Origin of the sequence: Fredinandcohnia onubensis (assembly GCF_002734285.1) — a bacterium.
In the GTDB taxonomy this organism is placed as follows: Bacteria; Bacillota; Bacilli; order Bacillales; family Bacillaceae_L; genus Ferdinandcohnia; species Ferdinandcohnia onubensis_A.
Genome location: NZ_NSEA01000015.1, coordinates 124,008 through 141,421 on the forward strand (window position 1 = coordinate 124,008; position 17,414 = coordinate 141,421).

Below are 17,414 nucleotides of genomic sequence, written 5' to 3' on the forward strand. Positions count from 1 at the left end.
CTATTTGTTTAGGTATGCCCACGCGTATTGGGCATATAGTTCTGCCCCGGTGACCATAGCATCTTCGTCGATGTTGAATTTGCCGTGGTGGTGTGCCCATTGAGTGTCTTTTTCTGGATTTCCTGATCCAACTAAAGCAAAGCAACCTGGTACTTCATCAAGGTAGAAACTGAAGTCTTCCCCGCCCATTGTTGGTTTTTCATCATATAGGGCTACTTCCCCAAATGCCTCTGTGGCTACTTGTTGTACGAGTTTTGCACTTTCCTCACCATTAATGACCGCCTGTGTGCCACGAATATAGTCTACTTGAGCGCTTGCCCCGTAAATTGACGCAACCTGTTCTGCGTACACACGAAGCTGCTTTTCGATATGATCACGGACTTCAGGATCAAAACAGCGAACAGTTCCTTCAATTACCGCATTTTCAGCAATTACATTAAAGCGCGTTCCCACTGTCATTTTTCCAACCGTTAATACAGCTGGTTTTTGAGGGTCGATCGTTCTTGAAACAACAGATTGAACATTCATCACAAAGGATGAGGCAACAATTGCAGCATCAATGCAATCCTGTGGAATTGCCCCATGTCCCCCTCTTCCCTTGAATTTCACCGTGAAAATATCTGCTGATGCGAACGAAGGCCCAGGGTTGCAGGACACTTTATTGGTTGGCATTTGTGACCAAATATGCATTCCAAATACATTATCGACTCCCTCAACCGCTCCTTGTTTCACCAACTCTAAAGCTCCTGTTGCCACTTCTTCAGCCGGTTGGAAAATCAAGCGGACATTCCCATGCAGTTCCTCTTTAATGTCATTCAATGCCTTCGCAGCAATGAGAAGCATTGCAGTATGAGAATCATGCCCACATGCATGCATTTTGCCTTTCGTTTTAGAGGCATATGGCAAATCCGAATTTAATTCTTCAACGGATAAAGCGTCCATATCCGCTCTCAATGCGACAGTTTTTCCCGGCTTCCCACCCTTTATTTCTCCGATCACACCTGTTGGCTTTGTTTTATGGTTCTCGATTCCTAACTCATCGAGATATTGCGCTACGAACGCTGATGTATTGTACTCTTCCCAAGACAATTCAGGCTCACTATGCAATTTTCGACGGATAGCTGTCAATTCCTCACCATAGTCCGCGATTGCTTGTTTTATATGTTCATTTACCAAGATGTTCAACTCCATTTAAATCATTTTGTTGTGCGTTAAAAAAGCATGTAAACTTTATAAGAAAGATACAAAAATGCCAGCTAGAATAACAGAAACGATCGTAACTGTGATAAATCCACCGACCAGCATTGGCGGTAACATATGACTTGTTAATACTTCTCTTTCTTTTTCATCCTTTGTCAATGAGTTAATAACTTCATTTGTAATAATATAATCAGCTGGGAATCCGTATAGGGCTGTTAGTGATACAGCAAATGCCATGTGTTTGCTGACCTTTAGCAACTTACCTGCAATGAATGAAAAGATATACATCCCGATTACCCCTAATACAATACACCCGATAAGCGGTGTTATAATCTCAAGCATCATGCTAGGAGTTGCATGCTTTAATCCATCAAAAATGAAAAGCATTAGCCCCATAATTGCTAAACCAAATCCATTTGCCTTTTTCAATGAGTGTGTTTCAAGAAAACCAATACTCTTTCCGATAACTCCGAAAAGCAAGCATAGAACCAGTGCATTAACATTCACAATCGGTGCTAATAAAGTAGAAACCAAATATGCAAGGTAACCAACAACTGCTAATCTCAAAAACTTAAAATACTCTGTATTATATTTTTCTGGAATTTTATCAATCCACTTAGCCTTTGGAGCAGTTTCAGATGTTGCCGCAACTTCTGCTTTTACTTCTTCAACTTTTAAAAGCTGACCATTGCGATATTGCTGTAATAGTTTCTTACCTTCTTTTTTCAATACGATTGATGTTATAGGGTATCCTGCAAAACCTTGCATCACATAGATCACAATCGCAAAAACAGATAAACTTGTAAGTCCTGCATTCGCAGCCCCTTCTGACATGATTAATGCCGAAACTAGACCTCCAACTAAAGGCGGAATCGCTACAATGACTGTTTGCACTCCAAAAATGAGTGTTCCAATTCCAAAAAGAATCGCGATAATTCCTAGAATACCAGATAAAGCTATTAAAATTGTTTTCCACTGTGCCACTAATTCTTTAAGTGATAATAATGTACCCATATTTACAATTAATAGATACATCAACATCGTAGCTACAACAGATGGAATACCTGCTAATGCGACAATGTCTTGCGGAAAAAAAGTCCAATATCCTATTAAAAATAGGACCGCACACACAAACACGGATGGTATCCATGCTTTTGTTTTTATAGAAATAAAGTCTCCGATAAAAAGTATGATAAGTAAAAGAACGAAAGCTAGCATTTGAGACATTATATGTTCAACCCCTTTTTGCGTTAATTGTTATTATTTTTTAAATATAATAACATTTCGATAGTCAGAATAAAAGGTTTTTTTGAAATTGGTTGAAATATCAAGTAAATTGGAAATGTAAGTGTTTTATATCATGTCTGGTATTTAGCATATTTTGTTATATTAGTATAAAGATGACACTGTATTCTATAAAAGCAAAAAGCTAAGCACACTTATAATAGAAGTCGTCTATCTGATGAAGGACTTTACAAGCTTGCCCTCTGTACGTCCGGGACTTCATCCACCCGATGAAGGACTCTACAGGCTCGGGCTACGCTCATTCGGGACCTCATACACTCGATGAAGGACTTTATGAGCTTGGGCTCCACTCGTTCGGGACTTCATCCGCCCTATGAAGGACTTTACCGACTCGGGCTACGCTCGTTCGGGACTTCATCGACTTGATGAAGGACTCTACCAGCTCGCACTCCGCTCGTTCAGGTCTTCATCCAAAAATAGACGACTAAAGGCCCCTCTTTTTTGCAAAAAAAAAAAAGAGATTGGATATCGCCAATCTCTTAAATATGAACTGAATTTTAATGTTCATTATTCAACAGGTGAAAGCTCATCTTCTATTACCCACTTATGATTTGTTATCTTTTCTCCTGTTTTTGTATCTGTGAAATCCACCATATAAACAGTCGTTTGTTCGGCTGTATCAATTGTTGCCTTAGCACCTTTCATACCTTCCATATGATCCGCAGTTAACACAACTTCATCACCTAGTTTATACGGTTCTTTACCTGCATTTTCAATTTCTTCATGAACCACCCATTTATGATTTTCTACTGGTTCACTACCATTTGTTGGAGTGTATGTAACCGAATAGACTGTTGTATTAAAGGCTCCTGAAACCGTTGCTTCTGCGCCATTCATCCCTGGCATATGATCTGCATGCATAATCACTTTACTACCAACTTGATAGGTAGGATTTTCTGCCTCCGCCAAACCTTCTGGAACTTCACCAGAGCCTGAGTGATTCATGTCTGAATGATCCATTTCTCCATTAGAATCAGATTCTTCTTCGCCCATATCCATATTTTCATGAGTGTCAGATTCTGTATCTGTGTTTTCATTTGGTGTGGTTGCTTCATTACCTGTACATGCTGCTAAAAGGAAAACCAACAATAATGTAGCTAATCCTAACAATCTTTTTTTATTTTTCATCATTACCATCCTTTCAAACTTATTTATCGTCCATATTAAATTATCAATAAATTGTGCAGATTCTATGCAAACATCATAGGGCTAATTTAGTATTTTTATACTAAATTCCACAAAAGGAAAAAAGACCCATCCAGGTCTTTTATCTGCTTCTAACAAGCAGTTCCACTGCTTCTTTAACTAATTCCTCTGTATTTTCCCCTTTTTCATCTGCATTTCGCACACATGAAACGAGGTTTGAACTAACAATTACACCAATTGTACGGTCGATTGCAGTTCTAGATGCGGATAACTGAGTTATAACATCCTTACAATCTTTATTTTCTTCCATCATACGTAAAATGCCGCGTAATTGCCCTTCGATACGTTTAATTCGATTTTTTATCTTTTCATCATATTCCATAAAAAGACCCCCTCTCTTACTGGTTTAATGTAACGTTATGTGACCGCATATTTACAGCAAAATTTACGAGAACCGATTATTGAATATCCACTTACTAAAAAACCTTTACGTCTTAGTATTCGTATGGCAACATTTTTCTCAAGTCTTGTTAATGCCACGACATGAACCTTTTTATCAGGTATTTCATAACAATACCTTGTCAAATAGGCGACAGGAATATTAATAGAATTCTCGATTACATCTTTGTATGAAATATTATAGTCTCTTACATCTATAACCTCAATATTCGTTAAATCAACTTTTAACACATCTTCGCAGTGTATTCCGATTATAGGAAAGTACCTTTTGTATAGTTCCCATACTATAAATAGTAGCAAAAGACTAAATAAAATCAAATGCATACAAACCTCCTTCCTAAAAAGTTGGAATCACTATAAAATATCCATCCAAATCTTCACTGCAGTTGCAGCGATTAAGATGGCCAGGATAATTTGTAACACCTTTGTATTCATCTTCTTCCCTGCAATGGCACCAAGCGGAGAGGCAATTAAACTTGCCACGATCATAATTACTGCTGGAACATATTCAATTTGTCCTGTTGTGATTTTTCCTACAGTAGAACCAATTGATGAAATAAATGTAATTGCAAGTGAAGAGGCGATTGTCATTCTGGTTGGAATTTTTAAGACAACGAGCATAATCGGTACAAGTAAAAATGCGCCGGCTGCTCCAACTATTCCAGCTCCAAGCCCTACGATAAAGGCAAGCGCCGCTGCTAGCCATTTATTAAACGTCACTTGATCAAACGGAACATCGTCAACATTCTTTTTCGGAATGAACATCATGATCGCAGCAATTAACGCTAACACACCATAGACAACGTTTATACCGCCCTCTGACATAAACTTAGATCCAAATCCCCCAACAAAACTACCGACTAAAATACTAATCCCCATATAGAGAATAAGTGATTTATTTAAATAACCGCCCTTACGATAAGCCCAGACACCACCGATGGTCGCAAAAAACACTTGAACAGCACTGATACCTGACACTTCATGGGCACTGAAAGCTGCTAAACCAAATAAAGGTGGAATATATAATAGCATTGGATATTTAATGATAGATCCACCGATTCCTAACATTCCCGAGATATATGAACCAATAAAGCCAATTAAAAAGATTGTAATTATAAATGCAAAATCCATCGTATTACCCCTCTCCATATAAAAGGGAACCCAATAATGGTTCCCTAGTAATATTCATTAACGTACCGCACAACGGTTTGGTCCGATTTCCATTTCACGTTGTTTTTCTTCATCAGGAGAAATTTTTCCCATGTTTGTTTCACGAATCTCTTGATACGCATTTGGTTGTGGTGGTAGGTTTTCTGTTACGATTCTTCTAAACTCTGCTTCGTCCGTAATATTTAGACCATGGTTTTTCGCAAATAGTGTTCCAAGTTTTTCAGATACACTTCCATCTTCATTTAATTCGTCAATAATCATGAAGTGAGCCGGTAAAACCACTAGTTCATCAGATAATTCTCTGTAACGGTTATAAAGCGTTTCTCTTAAATCTCCTACCCAATCCTGTGCTAAACCAGCAAGGTCCGGTCTACCAATTGAATCGATAAATAGAATATCACCAGAAAGTAGGAATTTTTCATCCACAACAAAAGAAGTAGAACCAATTGTGTGACCTGGAGAATACAAGGCATGAATATTGATTGTCGTATTACCAATTGTCACATCTTGTCCGCCTTCTAGAGCTGCGTATTCAAACGTAACTTCAGTTGCATCCTTAGGTGGTAACCAGTAAGTTGCATGTGTAGCTTCTGCAATTTTTCTTCCTCCGGAAATATGATCAGCATGTAAGTGAGTATCAAATACATTTGTGATTTTTACACCCTTGCTTTCAGCAAAATCAAGGAAGATATCAGTCATACGAGTGGCATCGATAATCGCTGCTTCACCGTTTGATACAACCATGTAAGATAGACAGCCTTTCCCGATACGAACGAATTGATAGATTTCGCCACCATCTTTTAAGTCGCCCACTTTAACTGGCTCTAAATGCTCACTCCACGACTTCATTCCACCTTCAAGGTAAGAAACTGTAAGTCCAGCTTCAGAAAGCATATCGGCTACCATGACAGATGAACCTTCTTTTGCACAAACGACTAAGATTTCCTGATCTTTCGGTAGCTTTTCAAGGATTTCCTCAACCCCGTCTAGTAATTCAAAGTAAGGAATGTTTAAATAGTCGAAGTTTTCACCTTCAATTTTCCAATCGTTAAAATCACTTTCATTACGAACGTCTAAGATAAACAATGTTTCTTTATCGAACACTTTTTTCGTAACATACTTTGCAGTCATTACGTTCACAGTCATTTTTAAAATTACCCCCTACGGTATAATTTTGTTTAAAAAAATTTATATTTTTTATTTTGTAATATTTGTTGTGTTACCTGTCCAATTGCTCATTCCAGGAACGACATTTTTTACGTTCACAAATCCATTTTCAGTTAACTTTTGTGATGCTAAGTCGCTTCGACTACCAGTACGGCAAATCACATAAATCTCTTTATCTTTATCTAATTCATAAAATCTATTTTCCAATTCTCCTAATGGTATAGAGATTGCTTCCGGAATATGATTAAATGCAAATTCTGCTGCTTCACGAACATCAAGAACAAGAATATCCTTTCCAGAAGAAATAGTAGCCTCTAGATCTTCGTTTGATACTACATCAGGATGTTTCTTTTCTACAACTTCATCCCCGCTAGCTTTACGTATATAATGTCTAAGTACATCGCCCTCTTCAAGAGTACCAAGGTATTGATGTCCCGTACTCTCAGCCCATGCTTTAAGATCTGCTTTTGAACCTTTGTCAGTTGCTTGTACCTCTAGGACCTGACCGCTCTCTAGATTATTCATCGCTTTTTTCGTTTTCACGATTGGCATCGGGCATGCTAAGCCTTTTGCATCTAACACAGAATTTGTTTTTAATGATTCCATCTATATTCCTCCCGATTATTCGTCAAGTAGACATATATGTCATGATATCTATCGTTACCCACAAAGGTATTATTACATCAAAAAAATTATTCTACTTTACCTTCCCAAGCGAGCATGCCGCCCTCCATGTTGATCACCTTGAACCCTTGGCCTTCAAGGAATTGTGAAGCTCTTCCACTTCTACCACCTGAACGACAAACCATTACATATTCCTTTGACTTATCTAGTTCATGCATACGGAATTCAATTAAACCTAATGGGATATTCACTGCTCCAGGAATTTTACCTTCTTTCACTTCTTCTACTTCACGTACATCAATAATATTTAATGTTTTTCCTTCAGCTAATAATTCTTCAACTTCTTTTGCAGTAAATTTTTTCATGTTTCCTCCTAAAATATATTATCTCCAGGCACTTACTCCGCCTTTTACATTTGTAATATTCTTAAAGCCCATTTTCTTAAGTTGTTTACTTGCTTTTTGACTTCTCATGCCACTTTGGCAAATGACAACGACCTCTTTTTCCTTTGAAAGTTCAGTTGCTTTTTGTGAAAGTTGATGAAGTGGCATATTTTTAAATCCATTAATATGAAAACCTTTGTACTCTCCAGGAGTACGAACATCAATAAATTGTTTATCTTTATTTTTAAGTTCATTCTTTAATTCAGTTGTGGTTATATTTCGAACACCTTTAGTAGGTATCAAGCGTTGTGCGATAAAAATACCAATTAGTGCAATTAGAATGTAATTGATATAATCCATTTTTTCATCCTCCTGCTTTGTAGGAATTTTTTTATGTTACCCTTTTTTTATATAAAACTTTAATACTCCATCTTCTTCTTTCGAATCTAGGATTTCGTGTCCAGTAGATGAAGCCCAAGCAGTTAGATCATTTTTTGCTCCTTTATCCGTTGTAAGTACTTCTAAGACTTGACCTGACTCTAATCCATCAATTGCTTTCTTTGTTTTTACGATTGGCATTGGACATGCTAAACCTTTTGCATCTAAAACTTGATCAATATTCATATTACATACCTCCAAGTAGTTTGTATTTTTACCATTACCCCCGCGGGTATAATATTATCGAAAATAAAAATGGGCGTCGCCCAATTTTTCGTATCATATAACAATGATTACAAGAATTATAATATACCCCTAAAGGTATTTTGTCAACACCTTATTAGACATTCATTTATTTATGCGCAACCACTTTTTTAATAAAAAATGATAGGGTTTAGAATATCCTAAATCCCTACCATTCAATTTTAGAGTGGAGATTATTTAAAATTATACTCAGTTACTATTTTATCTCGACCTGTAACTACATCATTAAAGTATTCATAAAGATTAACACCTAAATAGGATCCCGAAATATTGTATACATTCTCATATCCTAAGTGCTGTAAGGCCATAACCATATTATAACTTCTTTGACCTGAACGACAGTGAATATAGACTGGTTGATCTTTTGGAATTTTATCTAACCTGTTCCTGAATTCACTTAATGGGATGTTGACTGCATGAATAAAATGTCCTGCTCTATATTCACCTTTTTCTCGAGCATCCACAATAAACGCATTGTTTTCAACTAATTCTCGAACTTGCGAAACCTTTACTTCTTTATATCTTCCTTGGAGTAGATTTAAACCAACTAAAGCTGCGTGATTTACGACATCCTTAGCCGTGCCAAGCATTGGAGAATAGGTCAGTTCAAGATCCTTCAGATCTTCCAGTGTACCGTTCATCGTTATCATTGTTGCGATGACATCAATTCGTTTATCTACATTTCCTTTTCCGATTGCTTGTGCACCCAGAATTCGACCTGTTGGGTATTCAAAAATTAATTTAAAGTGCATTGGATTACTATTTGGCATTAGTCCCACTTTATCCCCTGGCATGAGATAAACATAGTCATACTGAATTCCTGCTTGCTCAGCTACTTTTGCATTTATTCCAGTAGAAGCAGCATTAAGATCAAAAAGATGGATGGATGATGACCCAATTACCCCTATATTTTTACTTAGAATTCCGTACATATGGTCAGCCGCCGCTCTTGCTTGCTTCTGAGCTGGTCCAGCTAATGCTAAACGTGTTGGCCTGCGCAATAAGCGATGGTACACTTCTATTGCATCACCAACGGCATAAATATCTTTATCACTTGTTACATAATTGTGATCAACCTTAATTGCACCCGTTTCACCAATCTCAAGACCCGCTTCTGTTGCCAGACTAGTTTCAGGTCTTACACCAATTGCTAAAACAACTGCCTGTGCCTCAATTTTTTTACCTGAATTGGTTGTGATGAATCCATCATCGATTTTAGCTAATCCATCATCTAGAACAAGATTTACACCATGATCTGCCATTTCCTTATGAAGAATTTGTGCCATATCGTAATCAAAAGGTGCCATGACTTGATTAGCAAACTCAACTAAAGTTACATTATAGTCGGCTAGTTTTAGGTTTTCCGCAACCTCAACTCCTATAAAGCCGCCGCCAATAACTGCAATATCTTTAATTCCGTTATGCTTAATATATTGATCAATTCTCTCGATATCTACCACATTACGGACCGTAAAAACATTGGAATTGTTAATCCCTTCGATGTTTGGACGAATTGGTTTCGCCCCAGGAGAAAGGACTAATTTATCATACTTTTCTTCATAGGTTGTACCCTTCACTATATCTTTTACCGTTATCGTTTTCTTATCTCGGTTTATTTGCATAACCTCTTGATGAACCCTGGCCTCAATATTATAACGATTTTTAAAAATGTCAGGAGACATTAAAACTAGTTTTTCACTATCTTCGACAATTCCGCTTAAGTGATAAGGTAGCGAACAGTTCGAAAAAGATACGTGAGGACCCTTTTCAAACATGATAACCTCTGCACTTTCATCTAATCTTCTAACTCTCGCAGCAACAGAGGCACCACCAGCGACTCCACCAACAACTAATACTCTTTTTGACATAGATATGATCCCTCCGTGTTTAATCTACTACCTATATCTTACCTGAAAATCCTGTGATTATTTAGTTGAAGAATGAAGAATACATCCTTAACTCTTCCTTACCCCCTATGGGTATAATAAATTGTTTTTTTGCAGTGAGGAATTCCTCACTGCAAGTAGTAAATCATTAGAAAGTTAATGTTGGTGATGCATCTTTTGCGTATTCTAGGAACGTTACGGCTCCTCCAACCTCAATACCATCAACGAAATCTTCTTTCGTTAGTCCCATAACATCCATTGTCATTTGGCAAGCAATAAACTTCACACCTAATTCTTGTGCCATTTCAACTAATTCTGGAATACCTGGTACATTTGCTTTCGAGAAACCTTCTGCAAAATGTTCTTTCCCAGCTGGCATTTCTAATGCATGCATTCCTTGTTTATGGATTAGATTTAAACCTTCAAATGTGAAAAAGATTGCAACCTCTTTATCCGAAGCCGCCGCTGCAGTTGCGATATTAAATACCTTATAAGCATCAAACATTCCACCGTTTGCTGCAATAATTGCTACTTTATTTGACATATTATATTCCTCCAATAACATTTTTTATATTCGCTCCACTCGGTTCACCAAGTAGAACGAAGTATATATTTTTTAAAAACGCCTCGCAAAATACCCCATTAGGTATATTTAAGGTTAAAAAAATTGTCGTAATTGAAAATCACTACATGTGTAATAATATACCCCATAGGGTAAAATGTCAACCCATCTTCTTAAAATTTTTTTAGTGGAACAATCTCCCGAAACATGGGGCCCGCGCCCCAGCCAGTAATAATTTTAGCACTGGGGGCAGGCCCTTAATTAAGATGGCTTATAACAATTAACTTGTTAAGCCACCTGCAACGATATTTCCTTTATAGAAAACTACTTTTCTTTCGGAGCGTCTAGCAATCGTTTCTGCAGAACAGCTTGAATCCACTAAAATCATATTTGCTTCTACTCCTGGCTTTGGCCAAATTTGATTTCCCTCTCGATCTAATGGTGTTATTCCTCCCGTGATAAAACGTAAAGCCTGGGAGAGTGCAACCTCATTCGTCCAGCGGTATTTTTCAAGTAACCGTCCCGCTCTCTCAAGAATATCCCCATTCCCTGTTGGCCACCATGAATCAAAGATATTATCGTTTCCAACAGCCACATCAACCCCACATTCTTCAAGAAGATCGACAGGGACTCCTCTACCAATCGGAAGACTTGTAATGATTGAAATACCCGCATCTCTTAAGATATAAGCCATTTCACGAGCTTCTTCTTTTGAGACATCACCTAATCCAAAGGCATGACTCACCGCAACTCTTCCTTCCCAACTAGCTTGCTTTGTTAAATACGCTAGGCGTTTCATTGTGAAGGTGCCCAAATGACCCGGATCATGTAGATGTAAATCAATATCAACATTTCCTTCAACAGCTATATCGAGTAACTGGACCAATGATTCCTCGATATTATTATCTACCGTCGCTGGGTCTACAGAGCCTACTATTCCTGCACCGTTTCTTACCGCTTCCCTCATTAATTGTACGGTTCCATTCTTAAGCAACCCGTGCTGAGCAAACGCTACAACCTCTGAAAATACTTTATCGGCATATGTTTCAAGTGCCTGATTGACACCTACTAGATTTTGGAGTTGTACCTCAGGATAAATATCTACATGAGTTCTCACATGCGTAGAGCCTGCAGATAATAAGACATCTAATAATCTTTGAGCACGAGACTTTGTACTAGAAGGAATCGAAGCTAAAATATTCTTTTCAATTTCACATCGCTCTAGAACACCTGGCGCAGGGGTACATGCCTTCCAGTTTTCACCCATATACGTTTTATCCAAGTGAACATGCTTTTCAACGAATGAAGGAAGCAGTAAAAGCCTCATTGCATCCTTAACTTTTACATCACTAGGTATAGGTTCAATTGCGTCTACAATCCTGCTAATTTTCCCATCTTCAATAACTAAATGCTTTATCTCCGTTTCTGTGCCCGTTACGATTCCATTTTCTTTTTTATAACCCGTTTCTAAACGTACATTTTTTAACCAGTAACCCATTATCTAATGCTCTCCTCTCAATATTTAAACTAAGATATGTATGTATTCATCTTACTAAATCCTTGGACAGAGAGATAGGTTCACTATTTTATTCCATTCGGTGGTGGGACAAGGGACCTGTCCCTTTGACCCAGGCTCTGCATTCTATATCTTGACATATTTATCCTAAGTGCAGTTATATAGTTAGTAGAGTGCTTATTTCCTATTTTAGTAAAAAGTGAGGTCTTGAGATGTATAAACTGTACTGCCGTACGTTTCAACGTTCTATGAAATTTGCTTCATTCATTCTTCCTTGGCGAAAGCCTGAATTACTAGAGGGTGAGAATAGCTTACTGAAGCTACCCCATTTGATCAAAAGCCTTGAAATTGAAAACGTTTTAATTATTACTGATATGGGAATTACCTCGATAGGATTGATGGATCCCTTTCTTCAAGGATTAAATGAGGAAGGCGTGAACTTCTTTATCTATGACAAAACCGTTCCAAATCCAACAATTGATAATATCGAGGAAGCTCTTCATCTATACCATGAGTATCAATGCCAAGGGATTGTTGCTTTTGGAGGCGGTTCGCCAATGGACTGTGCCAAAGGTGTGGGAGCACGGGTGGCTAAACCGGGAAAAAGTATTCCCCAAATGAAGGGGATATTTAAAGTCATGAAAAAGCTACCACCATTGTTTGCTATTCCCACCACAGCTGGTACTGGTAGTGAAGCCACTCTAGCTGCAGTGGTCTCTAATAGCAAGACACATGAGAAATATGCGATTATGGATACATCTCTCATCCCTCATTATGCTGTCCTGGACCCTTTACTTACTGTTAAACTTCCGCCACATATAACGGCGGCAACAGGAATTGATGCACTGACACATGCGGTAGAAGCCTATATTGGCAAAAGTAATACGAATGAAACGATCGAATGCAGCAGAAAAGCTGTAAAACTGATTTTTGAGAACCTTTATGAAGCCTATTCGAATGGATCAAATATCACAGCGCGAAAAAATATGCAAACAGCCGCCTACCTAGCAGGTATTGCTTTTACCCGTGCTTATGTAGGCAATGTCCATGCCATTGCACATACTCTCGGAGGCTTTTATGCCGTGCCTCATGGCCTTGCAAACGCCATTGTATTACCATATGTTTTAGAGTATTACGGAGATTCAGTACATAAACCTTTAGCAGAACTTGCTGATTTAATCGGCATTACCGAATTAAGTGATTCCGAAGAAAAGAAGGCGAAAAAATTTATTAAAGCCATAAAAAAGCTTAGTGAAGATATGAAGATACCTAAAAAGGTAAGCGGAATTGTAGAAGGTGATATCCCGCTGATGGTTGATCGGGCTTTAAAAGAAGCAAATCCTCTATACCCAGTGCCAATGATACTATCAGAAAAAGAAATGACTGAGCTTTACCAGATAATTAAAGAATAATGAGGTCCTCAATACATAAAACAAATGCGTATGCTTTTATATGGATTGGCAGTAGAAAACTATTCGCAAAATACATAAAAAGGAAGAAGCGATTTCAAAAGGGGCAATAATTGTAACAATTATCCACTTGTGTATCATTTTTTTGTAAAAAAGCAATAAAAGCATACGTAAATAAGAATTGCGTATGTTTTTATTTTGATTGACAGCATTAAACCATACGTAAAATCCAAAAAAAAGGTAGAAGTGATTTCAAAAGAGACAATAATTGTAATAATTATCCATTTGCGTATCATTTTTAAGTAAAAAAGTGATAAAAGCATACGTAAATAAGATTTGCGTATGCTTTTATATAGTTTGGTAGTATAAAACCATTCAAAAAAATACATAAAAAGAAAAAACGGATAGGCTTTGCCAATCGATTAAAGAATAATGGGATCATAGTAATAAAAAAACCCATCTTATAAAAAGACGGGTTATTTACACGTTATTTACCTAATAATCGGATTAAACCAATACGGCTGATAATTTTTTTGCTACAGCTTTAACTTTTTCTTGTCCTTCTGCAATAATATTTTCAGCTTGATCTGGGGCTGCTGCATGACCTTCAATAACGACTTCATCCATGATTTCCATGCCGAATACGCCACCAACAATGTTTTTAATGTAAGTGGCAGCCATTTCCATTGGCGCACTTTCAGGTGTTGAGTAAATACCACCACGAGCACTTAGAACTACAGCTTTCTTGTCAGTCAATAATGGGACTAACTGACCATTTTCATCATATTTAAATGAGTATCCAGCTTGGTATACATAGTCAATGAATGTTTGTAATTTTGCTGGGATTGTTAAGTTCCATAGCGGGAATACGAATACCAGTACGTCTGCTGCTGTTACAGCATCCATTGCTTTTTGTTTTGCAGCTAAAATACGTTGCTCGACGTCTGTCATTTCTTCGCCTGATTCAACTTTACCAAAAGCATTGAATAAATCTTGACCAAAGTAAGGCATGTCTTCTGCAAAAACATCATATGTTGTTACATTTTCACCCTCAATGTTATTCATGAACGTCTCATACATTTTACTTGAAACAGCTTCTGAAGCTGGACGGTTATTTGCTTTTACTACTAATATATTCATTATATGAAAGTCTCCTTTATTATCTTAAATTTAATTATCTCGAATTAATGGTATATTGAAATATGACCTAAGTCAACTCAATACACTTAATTCACAAATATTGGAACCTTAGTCCTATAACGAATACTAGTTCTTTAGTACGGGAATTTATTACCGATAGTAAATTATATTAATATAACAAATTACATTTTAAAAAACAACAGAGCTTCGCTCTTTTATAAGATTAAGCAGATACTTTTATTTGCTTTATAACTTCATTCTTGTTGAACACAGCTTTTATAAATGGGATGGCAAATCGATCAAGTCCATAGTAATACCTTGCTGTTCCTACAAACAATAGAATCATTGCCACTGCAAAAAGCTTTGTATCCAGACTCGCTAATCCAACCCCTGCCATGATGAAGTTCGCATTCATAAAAGCACCGCCAATTAATGCTGGAATTGTAGCTAACCCTAAGATTAATCCTAAACCAACAAGGAACTCACCCCAAGGGATAAGAATGTTGAATAAATCTATATTTGGTAACGCAACTTTTTCAAGAAAGCCCGCATACCATCCTTGCACTGTAGGGGATCCACCATTTGCATTTGCTATAGCTCCTTGTATAAATCCTCCTGCATTAAAGCCTAGTTTAATTTTATAATAACCCGCTTCTATCCATTGAAATCCTAACCAAATGCGTAAGATTGTCCAAGCTATCGCCATTATGGGTCCTTTGATAAATTTTATCATCATTCGTTTCTCCTTTTAATTGTGAATTCCTTCACAAAAATTATGAAATTTTTATCGATGAGCTACTACATCCTCTCTATCGATATTTTTATTCTAAGATGTTCGTTTTTTGCTTTCTTTGACGTAGGTCAAATTTTTATAAAATCATCAGGAGTTTGAACAGAAAAAAGCCCCGAATGAAAAAATTCAGGGCTTTTTTAGCAAGAGAAGATACACTGATTTGAGGATATAATTTAATTATTAAACGTTATACAAAGCACCATCGACTGTGAATGAAGATGAGCTTACATAAGAAGCTTCATCAGAAAGAAGGAATGCAATTACGTTAGCAACCTCTTCTGGTTCGCCGTAGCGTTTCATTGGAACTGCATCGTTATAAGCTGCTTGCGCTGCTTCTGCTGCACCTGGTGCAACATTTGACTCAATTTTACGCATCATTTGTGTATTAATTACACCCGGGTTTACTGTATTAACACGAACATTAAATGGTGCTGCTTCTAAAGCCGCAACTTTATTAATACCCATTACAGCATGTTTTGATGAGTTATATAAGATCATGCTCGGTGATCCTATTAAACCAGCTACTGATGAAGTATTAACAATTGCACCAGATTTTTGTTCTTTCATTACTGGTAATACATATTTAAGACCAAAGAGTACGCCTTTTACATTAATACCATAAACAAAATCAAAATCTTTCTCTGTAACTTCTTCAAGTGATTTAGCCGGGCCTTCAACACCTGCATTATTTACAAAGCCATCAATGCGTCCAAATTTTGAAACTGTTTGTTCAACATAATTTTTCACATTTTCTTCATTAGAAACATCAGCTTTTACCACTAAACTATTCTCTTCTGTTAAACCAAGCTCAGCTTGTACAGCTTTGATTGCGTCCTCATTTAAATCTACTAATACAACTTTTGCTTGTGCATTCGCTAATTTTCGTACAACTTCTTTCCCGATACCGCCTGCTGCACCTGTAACAATAACTACTTTACCTTCAAAATTCATTCTTAACCTCTCCTCATTTATTCAGATTAGCTACTAAATAATCTTGAATTTAATTATCTTGAATACAAGATATATTAATATTGTAATCCTACTATTTAGATAAATCAAAGAAAATGCTTAGCCTGCCGCCAGTACACAATAACGATAACGCTGATGAGGGGCAGGCCCATGAGAAGCATTTTTTATAAGTACGGAAGGACGTTCGTTCTGAAGTCCGTATAGTTATCAATGTGAAAGTCCGCCTCAATTTCCGGATTTTCAAAGGCAACGGTTTTGATTCCTAATTCTCGAGCAGGAATTAAATCTAACTCACGATCACCAATCACTAAATCAATTGGGTAATCCTTGATTACATGTTGATATGACGCTGCATGTGGTTTCCGCTCAAAGCCCTCTTCCTCGACTGAAACAACTACCTTAAAATAATGTAATAACTTGAATTTTTCCAAGAGGAACAGCGTCGACTCCTTATCGCGGTGTGTAACGATAAAATTGTCATCCGCAATTCGCAAAACCTCTTCTAGTTGTTCAAACGGCCGGCTGTCAGTGGAATATTGATTATAAAGCTTGATGTATTCTTCACGCTTACTTTCATCAATTCCATAATGCTGAAAGGCTACTTTTGAGTTGACCTTTAGCCATTTTAGAACCTCGCTCGGATCCAAATCATTGCCGCTTAAATGGATAAAACCCTTGACCAGGGCTGGATAGGTGTTAAACAATGTTCCATCAAAATCCCATAGAATATTAATGTGAATCCCCCTCTCTTTTACATAGTACATACCATTATAGGAATGATGCTCCTGAAAATAAAGTTTTATGTACAAAGGCTGTCCGAAGAAAATATTCAAATAAACTATCAACGGGTGGTAACTTTAGACATGGGAAGTTAAATCAATTACGGCTGTGTCCGAAGTCTAGTAATACCTTTTATACCAAGTTTTCTCGCACTCAGCAAACATGCTGATAAGTAATAGCTTTCACAGCCTTTAAGTAAAAAA

Annotated in this window: 19 protein-coding genes; 1 reads left to right on the top strand and 18 read right to left on the bottom strand. The window is 37.1% G+C overall.

Annotated elements, in window-relative coordinates:
• From CKJ95_RS15830 to CKJ95_RS15895, 14 genes are all read right to left on the bottom strand, one after another.
• Complete coding sequence (locus CKJ95_RS15830) at positions 1-1,191, bottom strand: M20 metallopeptidase family protein (protein WP_373604858.1); 1,191 nt, start codon at positions 1,189-1,191, stop codon at positions 1-3.
• A gap of 39 nt (positions 1,192-1,230) precedes the next feature.
• Complete coding sequence (locus CKJ95_RS15835; protein ID WP_099354421.1) at positions 1,231-2,427, bottom strand: hypothetical protein; 1,197 nt, start codon at positions 2,425-2,427, stop codon at positions 1,231-1,233.
• Positions 2,428-3,012: 585 nt separating this feature from the next.
• Positions 3,013-3,633, bottom strand: a complete 621-nt coding sequence (locus CKJ95_RS15840; protein ID WP_099354422.1) for a YdhK family protein — start codon at positions 3,631-3,633, stop codon at positions 3,013-3,015.
• Positions 3,634-3,772: 139 nt separating this feature from the next.
• On the bottom strand, positions 3,773-4,033 hold the full coding sequence (locus CKJ95_RS15845) for a metal-sensitive transcriptional regulator (protein ID WP_099354423.1): 261 nt from the start codon (positions 4,031-4,033) through the stop codon (positions 3,773-3,775).
• Between the two features lie 35 nt (positions 4,034-4,068).
• Positions 4,069-4,434, bottom strand: a complete 366-nt coding sequence (locus CKJ95_RS15850; RefSeq protein WP_099354424.1) for a hypothetical protein — start codon at positions 4,432-4,434, stop codon at positions 4,069-4,071.
• 30 nt (positions 4,435-4,464) lie between these two features.
• Positions 4,465-5,241, bottom strand: a complete 777-nt coding sequence (locus CKJ95_RS15855; RefSeq protein ID WP_099354425.1) for a sulfite exporter TauE/SafE family protein — start codon at positions 5,239-5,241, stop codon at positions 4,465-4,467.
• 57 nt (positions 5,242-5,298) lie between these two features.
• Entirely contained in the window at positions 5,299-6,426 is a 1,128-nt protein-coding gene (locus tag CKJ95_RS15860) for an MBL fold metallo-hydrolase (RefSeq protein WP_099354426.1), read from the bottom strand.
• A gap of 51 nt (positions 6,427-6,477) precedes the next feature.
• Positions 6,478-7,053, bottom strand: coding sequence for a sulfurtransferase TusA family protein (locus CKJ95_RS15865; RefSeq protein ID WP_099354427.1), 576 nt, complete (start codon positions 7,051-7,053; stop codon positions 6,478-6,480).
• Between the two features lie 86 nt (positions 7,054-7,139).
• Entirely contained in the window at positions 7,140-7,436 is a 297-nt protein-coding gene (locus CKJ95_RS15870) for a rhodanese-like domain-containing protein (RefSeq protein WP_099354428.1), read from the bottom strand.
• A gap of 18 nt (positions 7,437-7,454) precedes the next feature.
• Positions 7,455-7,814 carry a rhodanese-like domain-containing protein gene (locus CKJ95_RS15875; protein WP_099354429.1) on the bottom strand — a complete coding sequence of 120 codons (360 nt, stop codon included), beginning with the start codon at positions 7,812-7,814 and terminating at the stop codon, positions 7,455-7,457.
• Positions 7,815-7,850: 36 nt separating this feature from the next.
• Positions 7,851-8,078, bottom strand: a complete 228-nt coding sequence (locus CKJ95_RS15880) for a sulfurtransferase TusA family protein (protein ID WP_099354430.1) — start codon at positions 8,076-8,078, stop codon at positions 7,851-7,853.
• 251 nt (positions 8,079-8,329) lie between these two features.
• Positions 8,330-10,024: an FAD-dependent oxidoreductase gene (locus CKJ95_RS15885; RefSeq protein ID WP_099354431.1), complete on the bottom strand. Its 1,695-nt coding sequence runs from the start codon at positions 10,022-10,024 to the stop codon at positions 8,330-8,332.
• Between the two features lie 166 nt (positions 10,025-10,190).
• Entirely contained in the window at positions 10,191-10,586 is a 396-nt protein-coding gene (locus tag CKJ95_RS15890; RefSeq protein ID WP_099354432.1) for a DsrE/DsrF/DrsH-like family protein, read from the bottom strand.
• A 298-nt stretch (positions 10,587-10,884) separates the two neighbouring features.
• Positions 10,885-12,102: an amidohydrolase gene (locus CKJ95_RS15895; protein WP_099354433.1), complete on the bottom strand. Its 1,218-nt coding sequence runs from the start codon at positions 12,100-12,102 to the stop codon at positions 10,885-10,887.
• Positions 12,103-12,332: 230 nt separating this feature from the next.
• Between CKJ95_RS15895 and CKJ95_RS15900 the strand changes: the two genes are divergently transcribed.
• Positions 12,333-13,532: an iron-containing alcohol dehydrogenase gene (locus CKJ95_RS15900; RefSeq protein WP_099354434.1), complete on the top strand. Its 1,200-nt coding sequence runs from the start codon at positions 12,333-12,335 to the stop codon at positions 13,530-13,532.
• 504 nt (positions 13,533-14,036) lie between these two features.
• Here the strand turns inward: CKJ95_RS15900 and CKJ95_RS15905 are convergent.
• The 4 genes from CKJ95_RS15905 to CKJ95_RS15920 form a co-directional block, all read right to left on the bottom strand.
• Positions 14,037-14,669 carry an FMN-dependent NADH-azoreductase gene (locus CKJ95_RS15905; RefSeq protein WP_099354435.1) on the bottom strand — a complete coding sequence of 211 codons (633 nt, stop codon included), beginning with the start codon at positions 14,667-14,669 and terminating at the stop codon, positions 14,037-14,039.
• A 223-nt stretch (positions 14,670-14,892) separates the two neighbouring features.
• Positions 14,893-15,399, bottom strand: coding sequence for a DoxX family membrane protein (locus tag CKJ95_RS15910; RefSeq protein WP_099354475.1), 507 nt, complete (start codon positions 15,397-15,399; stop codon positions 14,893-14,895).
• A gap of 243 nt (positions 15,400-15,642) precedes the next feature.
• Positions 15,643-16,413, bottom strand: coding sequence for an SDR family NAD(P)-dependent oxidoreductase (locus tag CKJ95_RS15915; RefSeq protein ID WP_099354436.1), 771 nt, complete (start codon positions 16,411-16,413; stop codon positions 15,643-15,645).
• A 182-nt stretch (positions 16,414-16,595) separates the two neighbouring features.
• Positions 16,596-17,276: an HAD-IA family hydrolase gene (locus CKJ95_RS15920; RefSeq protein WP_257215816.1), complete on the bottom strand. Its 681-nt coding sequence runs from the start codon at positions 17,274-17,276 to the stop codon at positions 16,596-16,598.
• Positions 17,277-17,414 lie beyond the last annotated feature (138 nt).